This window comes from Foliimonas ilicis (assembly GCF_039939195.1).
Classification (GTDB): Bacteria; Pseudomonadota; Alphaproteobacteria; order Rhizobiales; family Rhizobiaceae; genus Foliimonas; species Foliimonas ilicis.
Map to the genome: position 1 here is coordinate 1 of NZ_JBDUUH010000005.1, position 16,462 is coordinate 16,462.

Genomic DNA, 16,462 nt, shown 5'->3' on the forward strand with positions numbered 1-16,462 from the left:
CAGGTCCATCAAACGAAGCCAGGAAGTCATTCGCGGCGAACCCTAAGCCACTCATAAAGAATGCAAGCGCGAGCAGTAGCGGATATCGGTAAGACCGACGCCGCTGCCAGAGCATCAAAAATGTCGCAGTGAAGATCAGCGAGATAGCTGGGTTCAGCAACTTGAAGAAAAACTCGCCGGTCAATGTTTGCTTCTTGTCGTCGTTGGCGCTGTATTTTCTATATCCGGTGAGTGCTGATAATGAAGCGTTAAGTCAGCGGCATGAGTAGGGCCGCTGGCGATGGAAAAGGCGATTAAGATTAATGTCTGCTGACCTCCGGACCAATCCGACGGGTCTTCAAAACGAATAAGAGATCATGTGTGTCACGCTTGGCGCTCAGAAGATCATTGGAAACCAGCCGGTGAAATATGGCCGCGTTTGAGTATCTAAAACTGCTGAAAGCAAAGAATAGAACTGGACGGCGAGGCCACACAAGCCTCGCCGTGTAGGCGTGGTTATGGCATCAGCCCTTGTTCATGGCTTTCATGGCACTGTCCATATGCGTCATGCAGTCATCCATCTTGTTGGCCTTCATGGAGTCCTTGGCCATCTCCATTTCCTCCATCGCCATTTTCTTCGTCTCCGCCGATCCCTTCATAGCCTCCATCTGGCTATCCATCTTCATCATCGAAGCATCGTCGCATTTCATCATGGTATCGCTTTTCATCGCGCCGTCAGATTTCATGGGTTCAGCAGCAAATGCCGGTTGCGAGAGGGCGAGCGCGACGGTTGCGACGGCGAACATTGTCTTGAGCATGATAAATTCCTCACTATTCATTTCGGGGAATATTCCCCTGCAAATGAGTTCGGTCGCGATAGGAATTTGTTACGGGGTCACAGTTTCGTGAAAGATTTATTGCCGACGAAATTTAGATCCCGCCGAACCAGTCATAGCCATTGTCTTCCCAATAGCCGCCTTGTCCCATGCCGATCGGTACAAAGCTGTCGACTAATTCGATCTTGCCTATGTATTTCGGCATTTTATAGCCAAGTTGTCGCTCCACCCGAACCCGCAACGGCGCGCCATTTTCGACCGGCAAAGGCACGCCGTTCATTCCGTAAGCGAGGATCGTTTGGGGATGACGGGCGTCTGCGAGGTCGATGGAGCCATAATATTTTATCTCGCCGGAAAGATCGCGGTCGATCGTGTCCATGCATTTAAAAACGACGTAACGTGCGGACGGCTTTGGTTTGGCCTCATCAAGTACGAGCGACAGCGGCACGCCGGTCCATTTCGCGATGCAGCTCCAGCCTTCGACGCAATCGTGTCGCGTGATCTGCGTTCGCGAAGGCATCATCTGCAATTGCGCGAGCGATAATGAAAGCGGTTTTTCGACGAGGCCGCCGACATCGAGTCGCCAATCGGCAAAACCGTTATTGAGAAACGCCTTGTAATCTTCATTGTCCGGCGAGGTGACGCCATTCGGTCGCTGCGGCTGGCGAATGTCGGCTTCGGTGAATTCCTGCGCCATGGCACTCTGCCCGGCAAGCAGCCTTTGCACGCGATAGGTCAGATTGTTGGCGTTTTCGAGAAAATTCCGCACGCCGCTGTTCGTGCCATAACCGTCCAGCACGTCGCAGCCAGAAAGCATGAGCCCCGACCCGCCAACAGCGGCTCCAGTCAGAAAAGCACGACGCGAAAGCTTGAACTTGGACATGATCAGGCTTCCTTACCCTTGTCGCCGTGAGGCTTCGGCGGGTCTATGCGATACCAGCCGGTGATGATCGAGCGCAGTTCGTTCAGCGGACCGGCAGCCACGATCATCAGCATATGCACGATGAAGAACCCGACCAGCAGCAGCATCATGCCGAAATGAATTGTTCGCGCGGTCTGGCGTCCGCCGAATGCGTCCGCAAGGAAAGGGATGACCGCATTCATGGTCGGCGACATCGCAAGGCCTGTGAGGATTATGAGCGGAAACACGACAAACAGCACGCCGCCATAGGCGAGCTTCTGGAGGGTGTTGTATTCGCGCGTGTGATGGAATCTGAGTTTTGCGTGGTCAATTATATCGCGGGGCAAATTGCGCAAATCTTCTGCTCGCGGCGCAAGATCGCGGCGCAAATGCCCGTTGATCAGGCTTCCGGCCAGCCAGCCGAAAAGCGTGATGACGAGTACCCATGCAAAGAAGAAATGCACGACGCGTCCAGTGCCCAAATCCTGATAGGAAGGAATGGTCGCCCATGCGGGGAAACCGCGGCTGGAACGGTCTGCCTCTGAGCCGGATAATCCAAGTACGCCGGTCGTATCGAAGCTCTTTCCGAAGATGCGCGCGTAGCCCGCCGGACCGTCTGCCGTATTTGTCGACCCGAGCGCGAGCACCTCATTGTTGAAACCGAAACCGGACTGCTTGCCGACGTAAAGTGTCGGGTGCGCATTGAATATTTGCAGCCCGGAAAGCAGCAGGAAGAAAAGCGCGATCGCCCATAACCAATGCGTCAACCGCGTCCATAGACGTTGGCGGTAGATAAGCGGTTTCTTGATCGCGCTCTCGCTGATCGGAGTTTCGCGTTCGGCTATGCCGCGCGACGTTATATCGGTCATGGACGTCCTCGCTTTCTTGTAAACCGAATGGCAACGCGTCGTTCTCAGCTTCCCTCAGTCAACCGCCGCGTTGGCAACCAGCTTTGGCTCGGCCCGATAGAGATCCGGGAACAGTTTTTTCAAATTGTCGAGCTTCGGCAGATCGTAGGTTGCAATGTAGCCGCTATCGGGATGAAGCGTCGCATAATCCTGATGATACGGTTCGGCCGCATAGAAAGTTTTCGACATCTCGATGGTCGTCGCGATCGGTGCATCGAAGACCTTCGCCTCATCTAGCTGCTTGATGTAGGACGCGGCAGTCTCCTTTTGCGCCTTGCTCTCTGCAAATATCGTCGAGCGATATTGCGTGCCGGTGTCCGGACCTTGCCGATTAAGTTCGGTCGGGTTGTGCGCGACGGAGAAATAGACCTGAAGCAGTTTTCCGTAGCTCACGACTTTGGGATCGTAGGTGACCTCGACCGACTCCGCATGGCCAGTCTGACCGCTGCTGACAATTTCGTATTTGGCGGCTGACGATTGACCTCCGGCATAGCCGGAAACGGCGTTTTGCACGCCTTTTACGTGCTGGAACACGCCCTGAACGCCCCAGAAACAGCCGCCGGCAAAAATTGCCTTTTCGGTTCTCAAACCGGTGGCAGCTGCACTTTTTGCTGGCGGCGGGATGATGGTTGCCGTTTCGGCGGAGCCTGGTGTGATACCACCGAAAAACAGAACAGCCGCCAAAAACGAGCCGCCCGCGAGAGCCGCTCGATAATATCCAAGTGTCGATTTTCCGGATGAATATGTCATGTCATAAACTCCTTTTAAGATAGTCAGGCAGCGGCAGCGGCAAATTTCATCGCAACGCCGTTCATGCAATAACGAAGGCCGGTTGGCTGCGGACCGTCATTAAAGACGTGCCCAAGATGCCCGTCGCATCTGGCGCATTCGACGGCTGTGCGGGCCATTCCATAGGAATTATCGGTCTTGGTGATGACTGCGTTGTCGAGCGGCGCCCAAAAGCTCGGCCATCCCGTTCCGCTGTCGAATTTCGTCTTGGAAGAAAACAGCGGAAGGTCGCAACCGGCGCAGGTGAAATTACCGGCGCGTTCCTCGTGCAAAAGGTCGCTGGTGAAAGCGGTTTCGGTGCCTTCCTGCCGCAGAACATCATATTGCTGTTCCGACAGCATCTTGCGCCATTCCGCATCGCTGCGCTTTATCTTGCCGGTGACCGCAAATGCCGCCCGGACGCTTGGAAATTGCATCGTTACCGCAAGAATGGTGCCCCACAACGCGCTATTCAGAATCTGTCGACGTGTTGCCATTGGAAAGTCCTTGCTTTGAAACAGTCTACCCATCTTCGTTGGTAGTAACGGCGCTGTTACATCCATGTGTGAACACGAGAGTGTGATAGGCTGACTCGCTGACAAGCTTTTCCTCGTTCATGTAACAAAGCAGCGTTTTCGCACGTAATCGGGAGGTAAGTAGGTGCACGGCAAGGGAGAACGCGAACTTGCCGGTCTCTTGCGGTCAGCGATCGCCGGAGACGAGAAAGTCTACGCACTGTTTTTGGAGAATGTAGCGGTGCTCGTGCGCGGCATGGCGCGGCGCAAGATCGTACAGGGAGGCGTGGACCCCGAGGATATAGTGCAGGAAACCTTGCTTGCAATTCACTTAAAGCGCCACACATGGCTGACGGACATGCCGGTGCTGCCGTGGATATTTGCGATTGCGCGCTACAAGCTCATCGATGCGTTTCGCAAACGCGGGCGAAGGATCGAAATCGACATCGACCATATTGCAGAGACATTCGCGCAGCCTGAGCAGAGCATTGCCAGCGATCGCGACATTGGCCGCGCGCTTGACATTCTGCCGCCTGGCCAGCGCAATATCGTCGGTGCGATTTCGGTGGAGGGGCATTCGATCAGCGAGACGGCGCAGAAGCTCGGCATGAAGGAGGCCGCGGTTCGCGTATCCCTGCATCGCGGGCTGAATGCGATCATGAAGCGGTTTGGACAGGAATGAGCATGGAAACCAGCGAGATGATCAGGACATTGGCTTCGCAAGCAAACGTCAAACCTATGCCGATGCGCAAGGCGTGGTTGGTGGGGGTTGCTCTGGCGATCTTTCTGGCCGCCATTACATTTACTGTGATGCTTGGTCCGCGCCCGGATTTTGCCGATGCTGCGCAGACCGTCCGCTTCTTGTCGAAGTTCGTATTCGCGCTCGCCCTGACGTTCAGCGCCTATAAGGTTTTACGCGCATTGGCGCGGCCGGACGGTTATGAGAGCGGCGACGCGAAGTGGCTTTTGCCTGCACCGCTGCTGTTGGCAATGGCTGTGATATTCGAACTTTTTGCCGTGCCTCAATCGGTATGGAGCGATAGGCTCGTCGGCTCGAATAGCCTGCTATGCCTCACCCTCATTCCGTTCATCGGCATCGGTCCGCTGGCGGTTTTTCTCGGAGTGCTGCGCCATGGCGCACCGACACATCCGCGTATGGCCGGAGCCTTCGCCGGTCTGTTTGCGGGCGGGATAGCGGCGACGTTTTACGCAGCGCATTGCATCGACGACTCGCCGCTTTTCGTCGCGACCTGGTACTCGATTGCGGTCGCAATTCTCACGGTTGCCGGAGCACTGATCGCACCGCGTGTGACCCGCTGGTGACATCCGATCCGACTTCAAGTATCCGGCACCCAGGCGACGCTTTACGCAGGTAATACCAAAGTTTTTTAATCAGAAACCGCATCCATCAAACTGCAGTTCGCTGAACAAGCTGGCCTCGATGCGGACGGAGCTACATCTTGGGCTCGGCAAACTTTGGGCGAAAACGATCCAGATGAACTCGCACTCAAATAAAACGCGAGAGCGCTTAATTACCGGGCATGAGATCGGACACTTCCGTTTGGACAACTTGCGTCGAGGGTTTGTCGAAAACGCTGGCTATGGTCACGAAGAGACGTTTTGCTTGCTAATCAGGCGGTCAGATTGTGAACTGTTCGGCGATTGAAGGACGCGGGGGCGCTCGAAAACCTAATTGCTTTTCAGCGAAGGTGGCGACATGTCGAAAACGCAGAGAAAAGGAAAAGGCCAAGGTCAGCCCTGGTGTTGCATTGTTCATCGTCTCACCGCGTCGATTTTTCATTTGATACGGCGAAGGTCAATGAAACAATTGACGTCTCAATATTCAAAAGATGGCGGGACGATAGCTACCGCCTACCCAACCTGATAGAGTGGGCAAAGCGGGAAAAAATAGAATTAGCGGATATATCTGGATCGACTCTGGCGAACTCGCCGACCATCGCTGCGCCATGCCCAAAGTTATAACACCTCTCGACGGCTTTCCTCAGAACTATGCAAGCGGTAACTTTGCGCCTTCCTATCGACAGTAGAGACGAACCAGGCCTTCACCTAGAAACGGACACCGCCTTAAACGGACTGGAAGGCCTCCAAGTGGAGAGTGTTGAGCGCCGATATTCCAGCCTCTGGCTTTGTCTTTCGAACAACGGTTTCCTAACCCGAATTTTCAAGCCATGCTCCAAATGTGTTCTGTTCACGCGAAGTACAACGAAGCCTTCGCTTGTCATCCCGTAGCTATTCGACAGATACTGAACCTTCAGTGTGTCGGAAGCGGCAATGGTTCGACACTCCCTGAAACAAGACGGAGAAGTGTGGAACCATGGAAATCATTAGAGGTTTTTTCGGTTTAGTCGAGGATTTCACATGGGGATGGTCCTTGATCCCCATACTGATCATTTTTGGCGGCTTCATTACCGTCATGAGCGGATTTGTGCAGTTCGAATATTTTGGCAGGATGTTTCGCGTTCTTTCCTCGAAGAATCAGAGTGCCGACCCGAATGCTATCAGCGCTCGTGAAGCACTCCTCGTTTCCGTAGGTGGCCGGGTCGGCGGCGGAAATATTGCCGGTGTTGCAGTGGCGATCACCGTCGGTGGGCCGGGTGCGGTATTCTGGATGTGGATGGTCGCCTTGATCGGAATGGCGACCAGCCTTGTTGAGTGTTCTCTGGCGCAGCTTTACAAAAGGCCAAATGGAGATGGGACCTATCGAGGAGGGCCGGCGGCCTACATAATTCACGGGTTAGGTGAAAAATACAAATGGCTCGCGATGTTTTATGCGATCTGCCTGATGGCTGCCTTCGCCTTTGGGTTCAATGCCTTTCAGGGCAACACATTTGCCGGGGCAATTAATGAGAGCATGGGGGTCGACAGGATATGGAGCGGTGTCGTTCTTGCCATCATAACCGGCTTCATCGTCTATGGCGGCATCCGACGCATTGCCAAAGCGGCCGATGTGATCATTCCGGTAATGGCGTTCATTTACATTGGTCTGGCGCTGTTTGTAATCGTGATGAACATCACGGACTTGCCCAGCGTGTTCTGGAGCATCATCGCAAACGCCTTCGGCCTTGAAGAGGTGGTCGGCGGCGGTGTCGGTGCAGCGCTAGCTCAGGGATTGCGTCGCGGTCTCTTCTCCAACGAGGCGGGGCTGGGCTCTGCTCCGAACGTGGCCGCAACCGCGGATGTTCGTCATCCGATCAGCCAAGGTATCACCCAGTCCTTTTCGGTGTTCATCGACACGATCATCATCTGCTCGTGCACGGCCTTCATCATCCTGCTCAGCCCGGTCTACACGCCCGGTGCGGAGGGTGTTGACGGTATCGTTCTGACGCAGCAGTCGCTGGTTGCGTCCGTTGGCGCATGGACACAATATTTCCTGACCTTCGCCATCTTGTTGTTCGCGTTCAGTTCGATCATCTACAATTATTATCTTGGAGAGACGGCATTGAAGGTCATGACCGGGAGTGCAGCAGCGCTGCATGTTCTGCGCGTCGCCGTTGTCGCAGTCGTTTTTTTGGGTGCCATTGCACCGGGGGCTACTGCGGTGTTCTTTTTTTCTGATCCGTTAATGGGAGTGTTGGCGCTGGTCAATCTTATGGCCATCATGATGCTATTCCCGGTCGCTTTGCGAATTTTGAACGATTTTCGTTCACAATTGAAACAAGGCGTCGCGCGGCCTGTGTTTGAGCCGGAAAGATTTAGCGATCTGGATATCGAACCTGCAGCTTGGCCGTATGCTCAAAGTGCAGAGCATAAAGGCTCGAAATAAGGTCGTAGTAAATGCCAAGAATCAAGGCCCGCTTCGGTGGGCCTTTTTATTCCATGGCCGCCGAACGGACAGTTCAACAACCTAAGCCGATCTGGCAGCCCTATATTCATTCCGAGATTTGGGTGCACAGGCTCGTCCCTAGTCTTATATCAACCGTCAATGTCTCGATCTCCGTTAATGGAGTCGCGATCAGGCAATTGAAGGTGTTATTTTTGCGTCACTTTTGCATATGTGCGAAGATCGCTTTGCTTCAGCTCTACTTAACGGTTCGGGCTGATATAATGGGAGGGAAACATGACAGGTTCGCAGGTGAGAGTAGCAAAAGTCGGTATTGGTGAACACGGACTTGAAGCTGGCCAGGACAATATCCGCGTGCTGGGTCTGGATGTCCACAATCCGGTGTTTTTCATCTCAGCGGTGACGATCATATCGTTCGTAATTGTCACGCTGATCTTCAGGGATTCGATTGGACCGGCCCTGGAAAGCCTACGTACCTGGCTGACCTCCACCTTCGATTGGCTGTTTATGATTTCGGCAAACCTGTTCGTGTTGTTTTGCCTCGTAGTCGTTGTGTCACCGCTCGGCAAAGTAAGAATCGGTGGAGCGGAGGCAACGCCCGACTTTTCCTATACTGGTTGGTTCTCGATGCTTTTCGCAGCCGGTATGGGCATCGGGCTGATGTTCTTTGGCGTGCTGGAGCCGATGTATCATTTCAATAATCCGCCGCTTGGCCTCGCGCCTCCGATTGTTGACGGCTTGCTGGTTGAAGGTGCGGCTCCACAGGCCCGCGAGCTGGGCATGGCCGGGACCATATTCCATTGGGGCCTTCACCCTTGGGCCATTTATGCCGTGGTAGCTCTTTCGCTTGCGCTGGCAACTTACAACAGAGGCATGCCGCTCTCGATCCGCTCGGCTTTTTATCCGATTTTTGGTGAACGTATTCGTGGCTGGATCGGGCATGTGATCGACATCATGGCGGTCTTCGCAACACTGTTCGGTCTCGCCACCTCGCTTGGTTTTGGTGCATCGCAGGCGCTAGCCGGCCTCAACGAACTCTACGGTGTCCCCAACACCGATACGATGAAGGTGATCCTGATCCTGGGCATCACGGCCATCGCCCTTGGATCGGTAGTTGCTGGACTTGATGCCGGCGTGAAACGCTTGTCGGAAATCAACATGGCGCTGGCGATCCTACTGCTGCTGTTCGTCATCATACTGGGACCGACGCTTTCTATTGTCACCGGCTTCTTCACCAACACCGTCGACTATGTGATGAATCTGCCCGCGCTGGCGAATCCGTTCGGACGTGAAGACGAGGCTTTTGTCCACGGCTGGACTACTTTCTACTGGGCGTGGTGGATTTCCTGGTCGCCCTTCGTCGGCATGTTCATCGCTCGGGTATCGCGTGGCCGCACGGTGAGGGAGTTCCTTGTCTGCGTGCTGATCATTCCGACGCTAGTGTCGATCCTATGGATGACGACGTTCGGCGGCACTGCGATGAATCAGTTTCTCGCTGATGGCTACACAGGCGTTCAGCAGACCGTGGTCGACTATGTGCCAGAACTTTCCCTCTTCGCGATGCTTGCAGATCTGCCGTTCGCACCCGTGACATCGCTGATTGGCATCGTGCTGGTGATCGTGTTTTTTGTCACATCATCGGATTCCGGCTCGCTGGTCATTGACTCGATCACCGCGGGAGGCAAGGTGGATGCGCCAGTCGCACAGCGTGTTTTCTGGGCAATCTTCGAAGGTTTGGTTGCGATCGTATTGTTGCTGGGTGGAGGGCTTGCGGCGCTTCAGGCCAGCGCGATCGCGACAGGATTTCCCTTCGTGATCCTGCTGTTGCTGATGATGTACGCTACTTGGAAAGTCCTGCGGACGGAACCCCGCTGATGACAGGACAGGGGTGGTGTCAGGCGGGCTTTGGCTGTACGACAACGCTCCGTAGTGCGCCAAATCACAGTGCAAGAGCCAGAGGGCTCTTGCAACGCTTCGCGCAATGCTCCTTCTTCTATTCCTTTTTGGAAGCCCGCCGATAGTTCACGATAAGGTCGTTGAATGTTCCACCCTGCACGGCGACATGTCCGCGTAAAGTCTCGGATGCGACTTTTGCATCGCCGCTGATCAGGGCATCGAGAATCTTGCGATGCTCCGCGAGCGATTGTGCCATACGCCCGCGGACCTTCAGCTGCATGCGACGGAACGGTTTCAGGCGTCGATGCAGTCTTGCTGCCTCTGCCGCGAGGAAAGTGTTTCCGGAAGCCTCATAAACCAGATGGTGGAATGTTTCATTGGCACGATAATAGACATCGACATCGTCTGCTGCGACCGCTTCTTCACAAACGATCACAGTTTCACTCAATTTTAAAATCAACTCGGACGTCATGCGACGGCTGGCCAGCCTGCCGCAGAATGCTTCGAGTTCTGCCATAACCTCGAACATTTCGATAAGTTCTTCGAATGCCGGGTGCCGGACGAACGCGCCGCGCCGCGGCTGCAATTCTAGCAGCCCCGAAGCTGCAAGCGCCTGAAAAGCCTCGCGAAGTGGCGTTCTCGATACATCGAAACGCTGAGAAAGCTTGATCTCGTCCAGCCGCTCTCCGCTACTGAAAACGCCTTCGACAATCATCTGCTCGAGCCTCTCGCGAACCGTATCCGACCGACTGCTCATATGTATTTCCTGCAACGTTAAACGAAAACAACAAAACGATTCTTGCATACAAGAGGGTTGACACAAAATGCAATAACTTTACTCATTGCGGTCCGAATGGGGTGGAGACCGCATTCTATAAGACACCACTATCAAAATGATCTCTGGGAGGAGACAGCGATGTTGAAGTGTTTTGCGGCTACAGCCGCCTTGTCCATTTTTGCCTGTGCCACGGCTGGTGCGACTGAGCTTCGGCTATCACACCAGTTTGCACCCAATGATGTACGCCACAAGATCGCGCAGATGGTTGCCGAAGATGTTGCGGCTGCCGATGTAGACCTTTCGATCAAGATTTTCCCCTCAAGCTCCTTGTTCAAGGCAAACGAGCAATATATTCCGCTCTCGCGCGGCCAGCTCGATATGACTGTGCTTCCGCTTTCCTACGCCGGTGGCCAGCGCCCGGAATACAATCTCACACTGATGCCGGGCCTCATCAAGGATCATGATCATGCGGCACGGATGAACACCAGTCCGTTCATGAAGGCTCTTGAAGATATAATGGCCGAGGATGACGTCATGGTTCTCGTTCACGGTTATCTTGCGGGCGGCTTCGCTTCAAAGGACAAATGCATAACCAAGCCTGAGGATGTAAAGGGTTTGACCGTTCGTGCTGCGGGCAAGGCTTTCGAGCAGATGCTGGAGGGGGCAGGCGCTTCCATTTCCTCGATGCCGTCATCGGAAGCATATAATGGCATGCAGCAGGGCATTCTGCAGGCAATGAACACCTCTTCTTCATCGTTCGTCTCGTTCAGGCTGTACGAGCAGGTGAAGTGTTATACGCCGGCATCCGACGTTGCTCTCTGGTTCATGTACCAGCCCATGCTGATCAACAAGGCGACTTTCGACGGGCTTACGCCTGAACAGCAGGACGCGTTGCGGACGGCCTCAAAGAAGGCCGAAACATTCTATCTCGAAGAAGCCAAGAAGGAGGACGTCGAGTCGATCGAGCCTTTCAAAAAGGCTGGCGTGGAAATTGCCACGATGACACCGGCGGATTTTGACGCCTGGAAAAAGCTTGCCGAGGAAACCTCTTACAAGGCTTTTCTGGCCGAGGTTCCCGGCGGCCAGAAACTTCTCGATATGGCATTCGAGGTTAAGTGACCGAATTGGAAAACGGGGCGCATTTTCCAAGATGCGCCCGTAAGCCCAAATGCTGCTTTTAGGAAAATAGCTATGGAAAGTCAGATTTCGGCTTCCGAAATCCAGAGGAAATCGCATCCTCTTGTGACGTTTGTCGGAAAACTCTCCAATCTGTGCGGGTGGGTTGCCGCGGCCTTCATCATCGCTTCGATCTTTGTCACATGCCATATGGTTTTCGTGCGTTTTGTGCTCGGCCAATCGACCATCTGGCAGACCGAAGCGGTCATCTACATGATGATTGCGACAACGACTGTCGGCCTGCCTTATGTTCAGCGACTGCGCGGCCACGTCAATGTCGATCTGGTTCCATCCATGCTCCCCATGGGCGCAAGACGCATGCTTGCCTATACGGTTCTCATACTGACCATAATTCTGGTCGCGACGATCGCATGGTACTCGCTGCACGCATGGCATGAGGCGTTCACTCGCAACTGGAAATCAAGCACCGTATGGGGGGTGAGGCTTTGGATTCCCTGGCTTGCGTTGCCAGTCGGCTTCGGCCTCTATCTGCTTCAGCTTTTGGCCGATCTTGCAGCTCTTTATCTGCGCATTGATGAACCTTTCGGTCTGGAGCAACGCTGATGGATCCCTTGACGCTTGGCCTGATCGTGGCCTTTGCAACGATCATTATTCTGTTTTCCGGCGCATCGGTCGCCATTGGCCTTCTGCTCGTTTCGGCTTTCTTCCTGCTGGTTTTCGACGGGACGCGTTCACTTTCAATGCTTCCCGAAGTTTACTTCGCGGATTTGAACAGCTTCACGATGTTATCGATCCCGATGTTCATAATCATGGGGGCTGCCATCGCGTCGACGCGAGCTGGCGGCGATCTCTTTGAAGCACTCGAACGATGGATGACCCGCGTTCCAGGTGGTCTGGTCGTCTCCAACCTTGGTGCCTGTGCGTTGTTTTCGGCTATGTCAGGCTCCAGTCCGGCTACCTGCGCGGCGATCGGAAAGATGGGCATACCCGAAATGCGCAAGCGCGGTTACTCGGACGAGGTTGCCGCAGGGTCGATTGCTGCGGGCGGGACGTTGGGCATTCTCATTCCGCCATCCGTTACGATGATCGTTTATGGCATTGCGACCGAGACGTCGATCGGCCGGCTTTTTCTGGCAGGTGTTTTGCCGGGTATCATGCTGGTCAGCCTATTTATGATCTGGACGATCTACAGCACCTGGAGAAGCGGAGCTTTACATCTTTTGTCTCCGCGACGCTATTCTCTTGCGGAACGATTGGAAGTTCTGCCGCGCGTTATCCCTTTCATCGTCGTCATTCTCGGTGTTCTTTATGCCATGTACGGTGGTGTAGCGACGCCCTCCGAGACAGCTGCGATCGGTGCGCTTCTCTGTCTCGTGATGGCGATCATCATCTACAAAATGTGGCAGCCTGCTGCGATTTGGGCAGTGCTGCGCGATTCCACCAAGGAAGCCGTGATGATCATGTTCATCATCGCGGCTGCGGGCGTCTTCGCCTACATGATGTCATCGCTTTTCATCACACAGGCCATCGCACAGTGGATTGCAGAACTTGACGTGAATCGCTGGGTGTTGATGGCCGTCATCAATCTCTTTCTACTGGTTGCCGGGTTCTTCCTGCCGCCCGTCGCCGTTATCCTCATGACGGCGCCGATCCTGATGCCAATCCTCACGGCTGCTCAGTTTGATCCATACTGGTTTGCTGTCATTCTGACGATCAATCTGGAGATCGGATTGATAACCCCGCCGGTTGGCTTGAACCTCTATGTGATCAACTCCATTGCACCTGACATCTCTTTGAAGACGATCCTCAAAGGTTCGATGCCATATGTCCTGTGCATGGTGGCTGCGATCCTCATCCTGTGCTTCTTCCCGGGCATAGCCACCTGGCTTCCGAATGCGGTGATGGGGCCTGCAATCTAGGATAGGAAGAGTTGTGGCGGCGGCATTCGTCCGGCCCATCCGCAACGATCTTTGGAATGAGGAGAAGAGAGATGAAAGCCTCTGGCTTTTTTGGCGATCTGCTCGCCACCTTGTTCGAGCGCACTCCCTGGACGGAGGGCCTAACGGCTGAACGTCCAGTCGAGGAAATGTGCGAAGCGCTCATGTCCGGCCATGGCGAAATATCTGGCATGCGCATCGCCCGGTCCATTCTCGCGCGCTATCGCATAATGAACGACAGCGACAAGGTCGCTTTCTTTCAATATCTGACAGAGCGGCTCGACGTGGATGCCGCAGCCATCGGAAAAGCAGCCAAAGAGTATGCAGAAAAGCCCGATGGTCCAAGGTTGGATGTATTGAACCGGGCTGCGGAGCCGCCCCGTCAGGAACTTCTACGCCGGCTCAATCAGGCGCCCAATGCGACCGGTGAACTGGTACGGATGCGTCTCGATCTCATTGGTCTGATGAAAGCGCATCCGCAGTTCGCCCGTACCGACCTCGACTTCGTTCACTTGTTCAAGTCGTGGTTCAATCGCGGATTTCTGGTGCTACGCCATATCGACTGGCGCACGCCGGCCAACATTTTGGAAAAGATCATCGAATATGAAGCCGTTCATGCGATCAGCAATTGGGACGAATTGCGTCGACGACTACGACCATTCGACCGACGATGCTTTGCCTTTTTTCATCCCTCGATGCCGGATGAGCCTTTGATCTTTGTAGAAGTGGCGCTTGTTGAAGGTATTCCCGGATCGATCCAGTCGGTGTTGGCGGAAACGCGCAATCATCTTGAGCCGAGCCTTGCAAACACTGCGGTGTTCTATTCGATTTCCAACTGTCAGGAGGGGTTGCGCGGCATATCCTTCGGCAATTCGCTGATCAAGCAGGTTGTGGACGAACTCAGCCAGGAGATGCCGCATCTTGAGAACTTCGTCACATTGTCGCCGATCCCCGGCCTGTCGCGCTGGCTGAAGAAACGGGCCGATGAGGGCGACGAACACGCCGGGCAGATTTTCGCAGCCTCCGAAAAAGGCATCACGGCTCTGGGCGACGTGAAGGAGGCATTGCGTGAGCAGACTGCGCACTATCTGGTTGAAAGCAAGCGTGAGGATGGGCTGCCGCTCGATCCGGTCGCACGTTTCCATCTCGGCAACGGGGCATTGGTGCATGATGTGCACGCCGCGGCCGATCATTCACCCAACGGGCTGAAACAGTCATGCGGTGCAATGGTCAATTACCTCTATGAACTGAAGACCGTCGAACAGAACCACGAGAATTTCGTGACGCGGCAAAGCGTTGCGACTTCGCGTGGGATGAAGTCGCTTTTGAAATCTGCTCTGGCGGCGAAGGGAAGAAAAACGAATGCCTAATATGCTGTATCAAGCCCTGTTCGCACCGCTGGCCAGCCGCGATACGCCGCTTCTGTACGCGCCCGATGGGAGGGGTACGACTGGCGCAGAATTCCATGCCATGGTGATGCGCTATGCATCGACTTTGCAGAAACTTGATCTCGCACCCGGAGACAGGGTCGCTGTTCAGGTGACGAAATCGAAGGAAGCTTTCGCACTTTATGGCGCCGCCGTTGCGACAGGCGTCGTCTTTCTCCCCCTCAATACCGCCTACACCGCAGCGGAAGTTTCCTATTTCGTGGAGAATTCCGGCGCCAGCCTGCTGATCGGCGACAGCGCGAATGCTGGTCAGCTTGAAGGGGTAGCGCGCAATCACGGTGCTCGGTTCCTGACGATGAAGTCCGACGGATCAGGCTCATTCGCTGATCATGCCGAAAACCAGTCGCCGTCATTCACGCCCGTCGATCGAGGGCCAGATGATTTAGCTGCGCTCCTTTACACATCCGGCACTACCGGGCGCTCCAAAGGTGCAATGCTGTCGCAGAGCAATCTTCTTTCGAATGCGGAGGTTCTTGTCGACCAATGGCGTTTCACTGAAAAAGACATTTTGCTTCACGCCCTGCCAATCTTCCATACGCACGGTCTGTTTGTAGCATCCAACGTTATCCTGCGCGCAGGCGCATCGATGATCTTCCTGCCATCGTTCAATACCGATACGGTTGTGGATTTTATCCCCACGGCAACGACGATGATGGGAGTGCCGACCTTCTATACACGGCTGCTGGATGACCCGCGATTCAATCGCGAACTGACGCAGCACATGCGACTTTTCACCTCCGGTTCCGCTCCGCTGCTCGCCGAAACGCATGTCGCATTCGAAGAACGTACCGGACACAAGATACTTGAACGTTATGGCATGACCGAAACGAATATGAGCACTTCCAATCCCTATGACGGAGAACGCCGCGCTGGCACGGTAGGCTTTCCGCTACCCGGCGTAGAACTCGAGATTACCGACCCTTCCAACGGCGAGCCCATGCCGGAAGGAGAACCCGGCATGATCGAAGTTCGCGGACCTAACGTCTTTCAGGGTTATTGGCAGATGCCGGAAAAGACCAAAGAGGAGCTTCGCGACAATGGCTTCTTCATTACAGGCGACATCGGGCAGATCGATGCCGACGGCTATGTCAGCATCGTCGGACGGCAGAAGGATCTAATCATCACCGGCGGCTACAATGTCTATCCGAAGGAGATCGAGTTGGTCTTCGACGAACAGCCCGGCGTTCTGGAATCTGCGGTCATAGGGCTGCCCCATCCTGACTTTGGCGAAGCTGTAGCCTGCGTTGTCGTGCCGGAAAAAGGCGTAGCGCTCGATGTGCAAGTGCTTAGTGAAGCAATCAAGAACAGTGTCGCGCGTTTCAAGCAGCCCAAGGCGATATTTGTGGTCGATTCACTTCCTCGCAACACGATGGGCAAGGTGCAGAAAAATGTTCTGCGTGATACTTATCGTGGACAGTTCGTACGTTGATCAAAGCGAGATGATAACGTCGCTATCTTGAACTTCGATTGGCTGCAGCTAGCGTTCTCCCAAAGCTCTTCCTCCGCTCCGGAGATGTCTCGCAACATTCAATGCCGGGAGTGTGGGGAGTTGCTTCC

Annotated in this window: 15 protein-coding genes and 2 pseudogenes; 10 read left to right on the forward strand and 7 right to left on the reverse strand. The window is 54.5% G+C overall.

Going from position 1 to position 16,462, the window contains the following annotated elements; translation table 11 throughout:
- From ABFT80_RS12345 to msrB, 6 genes and pseudogenes are all read right to left on the reverse strand, one after another.
- Positions 1–184: pseudogene (locus ABFT80_RS12345) on the reverse strand (hypothetical protein); the annotation flags it as partial.
- A gap of 319 nt (positions 185–503) precedes the next feature.
- Positions 504–797: a hypothetical protein gene (locus ABFT80_RS12350; RefSeq protein WP_347972228.1), complete on the reverse strand. Its 294-nt coding sequence runs from the start codon at positions 795–797 to the stop codon at positions 504–506.
- 112 nt (positions 798–909) lie between these two features.
- On the reverse strand, positions 910–1,698 hold the full coding sequence (locus tag ABFT80_RS12355; protein ID WP_347972229.1) for a molybdopterin-binding protein: 789 nt from the start codon (positions 1,696–1,698) through the stop codon (positions 910–912).
- 2 nt (positions 1,699–1,700) lie between these two features.
- Positions 1,701–2,585, reverse strand: coding sequence for a cytochrome b/b6 domain-containing protein (locus ABFT80_RS12360; protein WP_347972230.1), 885 nt, complete (start codon positions 2,583–2,585; stop codon positions 1,701–1,703).
- A gap of 54 nt (positions 2,586–2,639) precedes the next feature.
- Positions 2,640–3,374 (reverse strand): peptide-methionine (S)-S-oxide reductase MsrA, encoded by a 735-nt coding sequence (gene msrA, locus ABFT80_RS12365; protein ID WP_347972231.1) that lies wholly within the window; start codon positions 3,372–3,374, stop codon positions 2,640–2,642.
- 23 nt (positions 3,375–3,397) lie between these two features.
- Positions 3,398–3,889: a peptide-methionine (R)-S-oxide reductase MsrB gene (gene msrB / locus ABFT80_RS12370; RefSeq protein ID WP_347972232.1), complete on the reverse strand. Its 492-nt coding sequence runs from the start codon at positions 3,887–3,889 to the stop codon at positions 3,398–3,400.
- Between the two features lie 163 nt (positions 3,890–4,052).
- Between msrB and ABFT80_RS12375 the strand changes: the two genes are divergently transcribed.
- The 5 genes and pseudogenes from ABFT80_RS12375 (at position 4,053) to ABFT80_RS12390 (ending at position 9,584) form a co-directional block, all read left to right on the forward strand.
- The gene (locus ABFT80_RS12375; RefSeq protein WP_347972233.1) at positions 4,053–4,589 is read left to right on the forward strand and encodes a sigma-70 family RNA polymerase sigma factor; all 537 of its coding nucleotides are present in this window, start codon (positions 4,053–4,055) and stop codon (positions 4,587–4,589) included.
- Positions 4,590–4,591: 2 nt separating this feature from the next.
- Positions 4,592–5,230 carry an NrsF family protein gene (locus ABFT80_RS12380; RefSeq protein WP_347972234.1) on the forward strand — a complete coding sequence of 213 codons (639 nt, stop codon included), beginning with the start codon at positions 4,592–4,594 and terminating at the stop codon, positions 5,228–5,230.
- A gap of 81 nt (positions 5,231–5,311) precedes the next feature.
- Positions 5,312–5,483: pseudogene (locus ABFT80_RS28075) on the forward strand (ImmA/IrrE family metallo-endopeptidase); the annotation flags it as partial.
- A 759-nt stretch (positions 5,484–6,242) separates the two neighbouring features.
- On the forward strand, positions 6,243–7,691 hold the full coding sequence (locus ABFT80_RS12385) for an alanine/glycine:cation symporter family protein (RefSeq protein WP_347972235.1): 1,449 nt from the start codon (positions 6,243–6,245) through the stop codon (positions 7,689–7,691).
- Between the two features lie 294 nt (positions 7,692–7,985).
- Positions 7,986–9,584, forward strand: coding sequence for a BCCT family transporter (locus tag ABFT80_RS12390; RefSeq protein WP_347972236.1), 1,599 nt, complete (start codon positions 7,986–7,988; stop codon positions 9,582–9,584).
- 118 nt (positions 9,585–9,702) lie between these two features.
- Here ABFT80_RS12390 and ABFT80_RS12395 read toward each other — a convergent pair whose 3' ends face one another.
- Entirely contained in the window at positions 9,703–10,362 is a 660-nt protein-coding gene (locus ABFT80_RS12395; RefSeq protein ID WP_347972237.1) for a GntR family transcriptional regulator, read from the reverse strand.
- 159 nt (positions 10,363–10,521) lie between these two features.
- On the opposite strand from ABFT80_RS12395, the gene dctP reads away from it, so the two are divergent.
- From dctP to ABFT80_RS12420, 5 genes are all read left to right on the forward strand, one after another.
- On the forward strand, positions 10,522–11,502 hold the full coding sequence (gene dctP, locus ABFT80_RS12400) for a TRAP transporter substrate-binding protein DctP (protein ID WP_347972238.1): 981 nt from the start codon (positions 10,522–10,524) through the stop codon (positions 11,500–11,502).
- Positions 11,503–11,574: 72 nt separating this feature from the next.
- Positions 11,575–12,123: a TRAP transporter small permease gene (locus ABFT80_RS12405; protein WP_347972239.1), complete on the forward strand. Its 549-nt coding sequence runs from the start codon at positions 11,575–11,577 to the stop codon at positions 12,121–12,123.
- Complete coding sequence (locus ABFT80_RS12410) at positions 12,123–13,439, forward strand: TRAP transporter large permease (RefSeq protein ID WP_347972240.1); 1,317 nt, start codon at positions 12,123–12,125, stop codon at positions 13,437–13,439. The genes ABFT80_RS12405 and ABFT80_RS12410 overlap by 1 nt, the downstream gene beginning before the upstream one ends.
- A gap of 71 nt (positions 13,440–13,510) precedes the next feature.
- Positions 13,511–14,827: a malonyl-CoA decarboxylase gene (locus tag ABFT80_RS12415; RefSeq protein WP_347972241.1), complete on the forward strand. Its 1,317-nt coding sequence runs from the start codon at positions 13,511–13,513 to the stop codon at positions 14,825–14,827.
- Positions 14,820–16,334, forward strand: coding sequence for a malonate--CoA ligase (locus ABFT80_RS12420; protein WP_347972242.1), 1,515 nt, complete (start codon positions 14,820–14,822; stop codon positions 16,332–16,334). Before ABFT80_RS12415 ends, ABFT80_RS12420 begins: the two co-directional genes overlap by 8 nt.
- The last annotated feature ends 128 nt before the right edge of the window (positions 16,335–16,462 follow it).